8 protein-coding genes and 1 pseudogene are annotated in these 9,339 nt (G+C 69.6%); 5 read left to right on the top strand and 4 right to left on the bottom strand.

Going from position 1 to position 9,339, the window contains the following annotated elements:
* Positions 1 to 252: 252 nt before the first annotated feature.
* Positions 253 to 1,404, top strand: a complete 1,152-nt coding sequence (solA, locus tag ACFYOS_RS31810; RefSeq protein WP_387149542.1) for an N-methyl-L-tryptophan oxidase — start codon at positions 253 to 255, stop codon at positions 1,402 to 1,404.
* A 427-nt stretch (positions 1,405 to 1,831) separates the two neighbouring features.
* On the opposite strand, the gene ACFYOS_RS31815 is transcribed toward solA, so the two are convergent.
* The 3 genes from ACFYOS_RS31815 to ACFYOS_RS31825 form a co-directional block, all read right to left on the bottom strand.
* Positions 1,832 to 2,179 carry a hypothetical protein gene (locus ACFYOS_RS31815; protein ID WP_387149545.1) on the bottom strand — a complete coding sequence of 116 codons (348 nt, stop codon included), beginning with the start codon at positions 2,177 to 2,179 and terminating at the stop codon, positions 1,832 to 1,834.
* A 118-nt stretch (positions 2,180 to 2,297) separates the two neighbouring features.
* Positions 2,298 to 3,083 carry a hypothetical protein gene (locus tag ACFYOS_RS31820; RefSeq protein WP_387149548.1) on the bottom strand — a complete coding sequence of 262 codons (786 nt, stop codon included), beginning with the start codon at positions 3,081 to 3,083 and terminating at the stop codon, positions 2,298 to 2,300.
* 93 nt (positions 3,084 to 3,176) lie between these two features.
* Positions 3,177 to 3,593, bottom strand: coding sequence for a DUF4259 domain-containing protein (locus ACFYOS_RS31825; protein ID WP_387149551.1), 417 nt, complete (start codon positions 3,591 to 3,593; stop codon positions 3,177 to 3,179).
* 140 nt (positions 3,594 to 3,733) lie between these two features.
* On the opposite strand from ACFYOS_RS31825, the pseudogene ACFYOS_RS31830 reads away from it, so the two are divergent.
* The 4 genes and pseudogenes from ACFYOS_RS31830 (at position 3,734) to ACFYOS_RS31845 (ending at position 7,667) form a co-directional block, all read left to right on the top strand.
* A pseudogene (locus tag ACFYOS_RS31830) lies at positions 3,734 to 4,437 on the top strand (VOC family protein).
* 406 nt (positions 4,438 to 4,843) lie between these two features.
* Complete coding sequence (locus tag ACFYOS_RS31835; RefSeq protein ID WP_387149563.1) at positions 4,844 to 5,122, top strand: CbrC family protein; 279 nt, start codon at positions 4,844 to 4,846, stop codon at positions 5,120 to 5,122.
* Positions 5,070 to 5,663: a hypothetical protein gene (locus tag ACFYOS_RS31840; RefSeq protein WP_387149554.1), complete on the top strand. Its 594-nt coding sequence runs from the start codon at positions 5,070 to 5,072 to the stop codon at positions 5,661 to 5,663. Before ACFYOS_RS31835 ends, ACFYOS_RS31840 begins: the two co-directional genes overlap by 53 nt.
* Before the next feature lie 315 nt (positions 5,664 to 5,978).
* A complete protein-coding gene (locus tag ACFYOS_RS31845) occupies positions 5,979 to 7,667 on the top strand; it encodes a HEAT repeat domain-containing protein (protein ID WP_387149557.1) in 1,689 nt (562 codons plus the stop codon).
* Between the two features lie 86 nt (positions 7,668 to 7,753).
* On the opposite strand, the gene ACFYOS_RS31850 is transcribed toward ACFYOS_RS31845, so the two are convergent.
* Positions 7,754 to 8,785, bottom strand: a complete 1,032-nt coding sequence (locus ACFYOS_RS31850) for a glycoside hydrolase family 3 N-terminal domain-containing protein (protein WP_387149560.1) — start codon at positions 8,783 to 8,785, stop codon at positions 7,754 to 7,756.
* Positions 8,786 to 9,339: the final 554 nt, after the last annotated feature.

Below are 9,339 nucleotides of genomic sequence, written 5' to 3' on the forward strand. Positions count from 1 at the left end.
GTCAGAGACACGCGCGGACCGGCGCGGACGGTGCGCCCAGAACCTACAAGCGAGGGGTCGCAAGTTCGACCCTGCCGCGCCCACTCAGCATTACCAACACCAACGATGCGCGGAAGATCAAATCCTCGCAGCTTCACCCAACTCAGAGGTCGTTTCCCGACGCGGGAGGCGGCCTTTTGGATCTTGTACGGCAGCAGCGTGCCACGCGTGTAGCGTCCTGGTCGATGATGCGCGGAAGCTGGAGGCGTAGAAATGGCGGTCTATGACGTCATCGTCGTGGGGCTTGGTGGGATGGGTAGCAGCGCCGCCTACCACTTGGCCGCGCGGGGGCAGCGCGTGCTCGGTCTGGAGCAATTCGGGCCGGCGCACGATCGCGGGTCCAGCCACGGCGGCTCGCGCATCACCCGGCAGTCGTACTTCGAGGATCCGGCCTACGTGCCGCTCCTGCTTCGAGCGTACGAGCTGTGGGAGAAGCTGGAACGCGATGCCGAACGGGAGATCATTTCGCTCACCGGCGGAGTGTTTGTCGGCCGGCCGGAGAGCCACACCTTCGCCGGCAGTCTGCGTGCTTCGCGCGAGTGGGACCTGCCGCACGAGATCCTTGACGCAAGCGAGCTGCGTCGCCGCTTCCCAACCTTCAGTCCCCGGGATGAGGAGGTGGCGCTCTTCGAGGCCAAGGCGGGCTTCGTTCGTCCCGAGGCGACCGTGGCCGCCCACCTCGAGCTGGCCGGGCGGCACGGCGCCGACCTCCGCTACAACGAGCCGGTACTGCGATGGCAGGCGCTGCCCGACGGCGGAGTGCGAGTGACGACGGAGGAGGGTTTCCATACCGCTGGGCGGCTCGTCGTCTGCCCCGGGGCCTGGGCTCCGGAACTCCTCGCCGACCTCGGTGTGCCGTTTACCGTCGAGCGGCAGGTCATGTACTGGTTCCAGCCGGAGGCCGGGGTGGGCCCCTTCCAACCCGAGCGGCATCCCATCTACATCCACGAGGACGGCGCCGGCACGCAGATCTACGGCTTCCCGGCCATTGACGGGCCCGACGGCGGTGCCAAGGTGGCGTTCTTCCGGCGCGGTCAGGTCTGCACCCCGGAGACCATCGATCGGCAGGTGCACCCGGAGGAGATCCAGGACATGCGGGGGCACCTGGCCGGAGTCCTGCCCGCCCTTCCGGGTCGGTTGCTGAGGGCGGCGACCTGCATGTACACCAACACTCCGGACCAGCACTTCGTGATCGCGACGCACCCGGAGCACCCGCAAGTCACCGTGTCATGCGGGTTCTCCGGCCACGGCTTCAAGTTCGTCCCGGTCGTCGGCGAGATCCTCGCCGACCTTGCGATGAGCGGCTCGACGGTACACCCCATCGGCCTGTTCGACCCGCGACGCGACTTCCAAGGTCGCGTCTGAGCCGGCCGAGGCTGACCACTGTCCGGCGCCGATACAGGCGGCCGACAGAGGTCGGCAGTGCCAGATCCGCGGAGGAGGATTGGGGACCAGGCGGGGACCACACGCCATCCGCGTGGGCGCACCAACTGCAAGTCATTCAACGGTCCAAGACAACCCGAAGCCCGCTTAACGTGTGGGAATGCCTGACCCCACGGCCTGGGGGTGAAGGGGTCGTCGGTTCAAATCCGGCCGTCCCGACAGCGAATGGGTTTCCGCAGGTCAGCGACTTGCGGAAACCCTCAAGTTATTGTTCTGGCTCGATGTGGGGGCATGAGAGGCGCTGCTGGAACCCTTAACTCGGGTGGTCAGCGAGCCGATCTTGGTTGCCCCGCTGCGAATTGCCTGGTAGGCGTACTGCATCGGCATCGTTGTGGTGGCCTCTGCGCTGCTATCGGCCCTTCTGTTGACAGGGAGCTGTTCCGGCAGCTGATGCCCGGCTAGGAAACGGCGACTCGGGCGCTTGGGCCGGGAGCGAGCCGCATGGCGGTGCGGGACGAAATCGCCGATGCCACCGAAGGATCGTGTCCGGACGGACCAGCAGCCGCAGCCGCCGCACCACGTTGCGCGGTACCTGGTGCAGCAGCGCGGGCAGCAACGCCGGTCGCTGGCGCTGCAGCACCATGATCTGGTGTCTCAGGGCGAGGATCTCGATGTCCTTGGCCCGGTCGCTCGTCGTCATCAGGCGGAGTGCCGCGAAGATGTTCGCCACCCCGAGATGTATCAATCGCAGCAGCACGACCGGCCATCATCGCTCAGCGGCGGCCGGCGATCCATGCATGAGGGCAGCCAGGTTGCCGAGTTCGCGGCGATCGTCGAGGTCATCCCGCCGCGCGAACGCCGATGGCGTCACGGGGTTAGCCGATCGCCAAGTCCAGTGGCGCCGTGATCGTGAAGTTGTTGTCGATTGCCTCCACCAGGTCGATTCCTCGCTGCCCCAGACCGGCCCGCTCGGCCCACGCGTTTAGGGCGGTGAGGAAGCCGACCAGGTCCCGCTGCGCACGCAGCAGCAGGTCAGGCAGCGCACTTCGGGGCATGTCGACATGGAGCCCGGCCCAGCGGCCACAATGCCGGTTCGGGCCGCCGTCCTGCCACACCCGAAGATCGTCGCCGACCACCTCGGCCTCCGGGCCCGGGTCATGGCCCAGCCACGGCGAACCACCGGAGATGGCCTGCGTCCAGTCCCGCCATTCCTCCAGGCCGGCGCAGCAGCCCGGCGTAACCGCCGTTCCGGTGGCGGTGTCACATACCCGCAGGCCACCAGCGACGATGAGTAGCTCCTGGGCCAGCAGCGCGTCCACGGCCTCATCCCGGCCGCCGGGAGAAGCAACATCGATCCGATCAGCGAGGACGGCCACGAACAGCCCGACCTGCTCATCGGCGCACCTTTCGTCGAGCGCCAACCACGAGCCGGGCGCCATCGGGGCCACCGGCCATGGTGACGACGATCCGGCGTCGAACGCTGGAACCTCGATGACGGCCTGCATTGAGATCACCATGTCATTCAACCCGGCACTCGTAGCACCGCTCGGAACGCCCAGAGGTGCTGTCAGGTGGCCGCCCGCAAGACGTCGGTCACGGTTGCCGGCACCTGGCCGTGCTTGCGCAGGCTCCGCGTGGACTCGTCCGCGCTGCGCCGCCATGGCACACCCATGCCTGCCACTAGATTCTTGACGTGGGATGCGAGCACGCAAGCGAGAATGGCATGCGTTCGGACGTCGCACCATGCCCGCCCACTACGCCGCCAAGATTTTGCGTAAATCGCCGACGGCGTCGAAGGCCGGGTTGACGCCCCCGGTGACGTCCTGCCACAGGTCGCGCCATTCGGAGTCCGCGGCCATGATCCGGTCGAGGGCCCTCACCGCGAGTACCGCCAGGTCGTCGGGCAGATCGAGCCGGCCGCCGTCGCGTAGGAAGTCCGGCGCGTACGGGGAGGTGATCGGCCGCCCGCCGGGCTGCTGCGCGGCCACGATCGCGGCTGCGGCGATTGCCTCGCAGGCGACGTCGGCGTCGAGGTAGCCGTCCTCGCCGGCGGCCCGGCTCAGCGCCTCGCGGACCAGCACCAGGCGCTTGGCCACGTCGGCATCGTCGAGGTCACCACACCAGTCAGCGGCGGTGTCGTTGTCGAACGGTCCGCTGTCCCAGGTCCCCACGAAGCCTCCCAAGATCCGTTGCGCGGCATTCTCGCACCGGCGACCGACAGGACTCCACCGAACACGAAGGCGGGCGCCACCGCCGACTCGACACAGGCCCTAGCATCGTCGGCATGGCAACGCGGCTTGTTCAAATCAACATGAAGGCTCGGGACGACGCCGCGCTGGGCGGTTTCTGGGCGGAGGCGCTCGGCTGGGGAGTCTCCAGCGAGGGACCCGGCGTGACCAACCTCGAACCTGAGGGCTTCGTCTACCCCGACCCGGTCGCTGTCTGCATCGACCTTGTCGCCTCCCGGGAACCCAAGACGGTGAAGAACCGCGTGCACGTCGACCTCGCCACCACCTCGGCGGCCCATCAGGCGGAGGTGGTCACGCGCCTGAAGGATCTCGGCGCAACACCCGCCGACGTAGGCCAGGGCGACGTGCCATGGACGGTCATGGCTGACCCGGAGGGCAACGAGTTCTGCGTGCTGGACCCCCGACGGCTCTACCGAGACACCGGACCGATCGCCGCGGTAGTGGTCGACTGCGCGGATCCGCGAGCCATGGCCCGCTTCTGGGGCGAGGCCATGGACTGGACCGTGCACGAGGTGACCGACGACAACGCGGCTCCGCCAAGGGCGTCGGCCCATATCTGCAGTTCATCCGCACATCCGACGTGAAGACCGGGTGGAACCGCGTCCATCTCGACGTCCGCCCATACCCGGGTGACGGCCTGGAGGCCGAGGCGGCCAGACTGCGGACTCTCGGCGCCACCGCCATCGACCTAGGCCAGAGCGATGTCCCGTGGACGGTCCTCGCCGACCCGGAAGGCAACGAGTTCTGCCTCCTCACCCCAGGCTGACCCAGACCCTCGCCATCCGCGCACTACGGCCACCAACCCGGACTTTGCGACGCGCCCTAGCGGTCACCTCATGGCGCGGGTCTGACAGGGGTGATCGGGTGACACAGCCGGGATGCCGTTACCACCCCGATCCGGTCGCGACCGGGTCGGCCGTCCCCACGGTCGAGGCGTGCGTGCTGTGCGGGGTTGCGCACGGTTGGCGGTAGGTTGGGCCGATCTACGGCCGGCAGGTCGACGTTCTGTGCCTGCACTGCATCGCCTCGGGTGAGGCGGCGCGCGTTGACGGGCGCCGCCGACTTCCCGTGCATCTTCACCGACGTGACCGACGTGCCACCAAACATTCCGTTCGCCGTAGTCGAGGAGGTCACGCAACGTACGCCGGGGTTCGACTCCTGGCAGCAGCCGGCTGTATCACTGCGGCGACGGTGCCGCGTTTCTCGGCGCTGCCGGATACGAGGAGCTGCGCGCCCACCCTGACGCGCTGACGATGATCCGGGACGAACTGGACCACCTCGGATGGCCGACAGACCAGGCCGACCAGATGCTGCGGCGGATGGACCGCAGTGGTGAGCCGACGGCGTACCTGTTCCGGTGCCTGCACTGCGGCGTGCACCGGGCCTCCTGGGAATCGGATGATCGACGGCGGCAGCGACAGTGCAGAAGGCGCCAGGGCGCCGGCCGATGATGGACGGATCTGGTGGGCCGTGAACGTGGCATACATCCGGAGCTGGCGCGAGGACGTCACCGCGTGCCTCGACCGGCTGCTGCCGGGATTCGAAGTCCGGTGTGGTTACCCGCCGGGCCGTCATGTGGTCGGCGGCCCGGCGGGGGAGGAGGAGCTCGCCTCGCTGGCGGGCATGCGCCTGTCCGATGATCTGCTTGCGTGGTACCGGCAGGTGCGCGAGGTCAGCCTGCCGGACATCGGCAACGGCTACCTCATCCACGAACCCGGCCTGGTCGCGTGCCGGGAGGTCACGTCTATCCGGGGCCGCTTCGCCGCTGATGTGGTCGTGTTCGCCAGTGATGGCGGCGGCACCCTGTTCGCGGTGGAGACGGTGACCGGCGCGCCGGTGTACCGGCTTCCCCCCGACGAGGTCGTCGCTGGTGTCTACCACGGCGGGGACCCACGATTCGACGTGGTGGCAGAGAACCTGACCAGCTTTCTCGACCGGCTACGTGGCGAAATCGAGGTGTTCGCCGCCACGGGCGCGGCCGGCGACCTGTAGAACGGCTGGCACGGCCCGGCTCGAGAGGTGAGACTTCGTGGTTGTGGTGAGCAACCAGTCGACCGGGTACTGCCCGAGTCGTCCTCGTGGCCGGTCGTGGCCGCCGCGTGCGATAAGGCGGGCCTGTCGCATCCCGGCAGGTTCACCACCGCGTTCGAGTTCCGCCGCTGCCCGGCCTGCGACCAGCTCGCCATCGTCAAGGACGACGACCTCACCTGCGCCGAGTGTGGCGGACCGCATGGATGCTTCACGTTGACGCGGCACTGTGCCTGACCTACACGACCCATTCCGGAAGCGCTCCACGTACCGCGCCGAGTGGCCGGAGCCTTTCCAGCCCGGGCTGCGCTGGGCCGCGGGGTCGGCCACAGCCCCGAAATCGAGTTCGATCGGGTTTGTTGGCTCGGGCAGGATGGCGGGGTGATCTGGGGCAGACGGGGCAGCGGGGTTCAGCGGTCGGCGGTGGGGGAGGGCGGCTCTCTCGGGGTGGTGCGGGTCGCGGTCGACGGTGCCGCCGCGGGCCGGTGGGACGCGTTGAACCATCTGGTCGAGACGCTGCTCGAGGTCGATGCTGCCGGTGACGAGGTGGTGGCGCGGTCGGCGTTGACGCTGGTGACCGGCGTCGGGGGGTTGGTGGCCCGGCTGGACCGGCACGCGCGGCGGGCGCCGTGGTACGGCCCGTACCAGGAACCCGCACTGCAGCGGGTCGGGGCGCGCTTCTCGGCCGCGACGTCCGGGCCCGTCGCGATGGCGCTGGCGAGCATGCATGGCGACGGGCGAATCCGGGAACGCGCGGTCGCGGCGATGGTCGGCCGGCCGTGCCCGGAGGTGATGCCGTTCCTTGTGCTGCGTACCGCTGAATGGGCCAAACCGGTGCGGGATCGGGCGCGGGCCGGGCTGGCGTTGTTGCTCGCCGACGATCCGGACGGCTGTCTGTCGGCGGTGCTGCCGATGGCGTTGCGCCTCGACGCGCGGCGGCGCGGTGGCTTCGCCGTCACCCAGATACGGGCGGCGTTGCTGTCTGCACCGGCGGAGGTGTGGCGCGAGCTGCTGGGATCGGGTGGCCGCCGGCAGCGGCGGTTCGTGTTCGACATTGTCGTGGCTCAGGGGTGGCTGCGTCTGCCCGACTTGGTGACCTGCGCCGAGACTGACTCGGATGTGGGGATTCGGGTCCGGGCGGCTGAGGCGGCCTGCCGTGAGGCGGTCTGGACCCGCCGGCCCGATGTCCTGCGCCGCCTGGCCCGGTCAGTTCGTGCTGAGGTGCGGGTGGTGGCGTTGACCGGGCTGGTGCGGGTCGGTCTGGACGGCGACGTTGCCGCGTACCTGGACGATGACGCGCCGCTGGTCCGGGCGGTGGCCCGCGACGCGGCCCGCCGGCTCGGCATCGGCGCCCGGGAGCATTATCGGACTGCGGTCAGCGCCGGGGAGCCAGCGCTCGGTGCGATCGTTGGGCTTGCCGAGACCGGCTCGGCAGCGGACGCCCCGCTGCTGGGGCCGCTGCTGAGCCACCCGCAATCCAAGGTCCGTGCTCAGGCGGTACGAGCCCTGCGCCTGCTCGATGCGGTGGTCGCGGAGGAACTGCTTTCGCTGCTGCGGGATCCATCGCCGGCGGTCGTTCGGGAGGTGACCGCCGCGCTGCGACCCCTGGCCGGTGTCCTGCCGCCGGGCCTTCCGTGGGAGCTGCTCGGAGAAGGCCGGGTGGAGTTGCGTCGCGCCGGCTACCGCCTCCTGTCTGGCAACGGCGTTGACGTCCAGTTGCGTGCTGCCCTGATGCTCACCATCGACCCGGACCGTCGGCTGGCCGAACGTGGCAAGGCCGACGTAACCCGCCTCGCCCGCGACGGCGCACGAACCACCTGGCGCCGCACTCCGCCACCCGAGCTGCCGATCACCGTCGCGCAGCACGGCGAGCTCGCCGCATTGGCGGCACAAGCGGCGGCGGCACTCGGCGAGGGCACCAGCCGGATGCTCACCACCTGGCTGGCGCGTACCTGCCCCGGCGGATGATTTCTCCTCGCACCGCAGGGCGGGTGAGCCGGTCACCCAAGGTTCGGGCGGGTGGAACCGTGTCGGACGGCCGCCTCACGAGACGGTCAGTCGAGGCGGGCCCGCAGGTCGGCGATCCGATCCGCCGCGTCGATGAAGCCGGCGGCGTCGAGCTGCCCCCCGGTCTGGGCGTTGACCAGGGCGGCGGTGGCGGCTTCGCCTTGGCTGACGTCACGGGCGGTGCACAGGATGAGGTCCATGCCGGCGGCTGCGGCGGCGACCGCGCGCTGGCCGGTGCTGCCGTAGTGAGCCAGTGCACCGGCTTCCAGGGCGTCGGTGACGGTCACCCCGGTGAACCCGATGCGGCCGCGCAGTTCCTGCCTGACCACTGTCGGCGACAGGCCGGCTGGGCGGTTCGGGTCCAGCGCCGGGTAGACGGCCCAGGACACCATGACGAGGTCGACGCCGATGGCGACGGCGGCTGAGTACGGGAACTCGTCGGTGCCGCGCAACGTGGCCAGCGGCTGGGACAGGGTGATCGGCCGGGTGTCTGTGTTCTGGGCCGTTGCCGCCCATCCCAGTCCAGGGAAGTGCTTGGCGGTGGCGGCCACGCCGGTGCGCTGCTGGGCGGTGATGAACGCCCGCCCCAAAGACGCGACGGTGCCGGGGTTCGCGCTGTAGGAGCGCTGGTACTGGTCGATGAAGTTGCCCGCAGTGGAGTAGACGTCGAGAACCGGGGCGAGGTTGACGTTCAGGCCCACTGCGGCGAGGGTGCGTCCGGCTCCGGTGCCCGCCGCGGCCGCCGCGGCCACCGGATCGGCGGACTGGCCGATCCGCTTCTCTGACAGCGCGGGCGCCCCCGGCAGCCGCCGGATCAGGCCACCCTCCTGGTCGACCATCAGCAGCAGCGGCACATGGACCGGGCTTTGCGCCTGGGCTCGTCGCAACTGGGCGATCACCGAGCTGATCTGGGTGGTGCTGGCGATGTTCTCCCCGAAGAAGATCACCCCGGCGGCCTCACCGGCGCGAATGATCCTCAACAGGCTCGCCGGCGGTGTCAACCCGGGGTAGGAGTAGATGATCCGCTGCCCGGCCAGTTGCCACCTGGTCAGGCTGGCCGACCTGGTCGGCGCCGGCACGGACGGTACCGGCGCGGGTGACGTGCCCGGGGCCTTCGTGGGCGGCGACGCGGTCGATGTGGACGGCGATGCCACCCGTCCGCCACCCACCGGGCGCGGACCAGATTGAGCGTGCCGCATCAGGGGCGGACGGCCCGGGCGTCGGGGCGTGCGAGGACTGGCAGGCGACCATGGCAAGGCCGAGAGCCCCGATCGCCAGAACGGTGCGAACCTGCGCCGCTGAGTACATGATCACCTCCGCGTAGCCCGCACCGATCCCGGTGCGCCTGACGGGACCCGACGATCAGTCGACGGTGACCGGTCTGCGGTGTTCCGATCTCATCCGCCGGCGACGATGAACGGTGCATCCGCTCTGGCGGCGATCGCCGGCGCGGCGCCTGCCGGTATGGGTGCCTCCCTGTGTCACCGGACCCCGTGCGGCGGCTCTATCAGCAGTATGTGCGGGAAATTCGTCGGTGACTAGCCTCGCGCCTTCATGAAGGCTCGTTGTGGTGGCGGGTCGAGAACGTGAAAGTGCCCTCTGGGCTGGAAGGATGGGACTTGCTGAGGGTCTC

Source organism: Micromonospora sp. NPDC005806, assembly GCF_042871425.1.
Lineage (GTDB): Bacteria > Actinomycetota > Actinomycetes > Mycobacteriales > Micromonosporaceae > Micromonospora.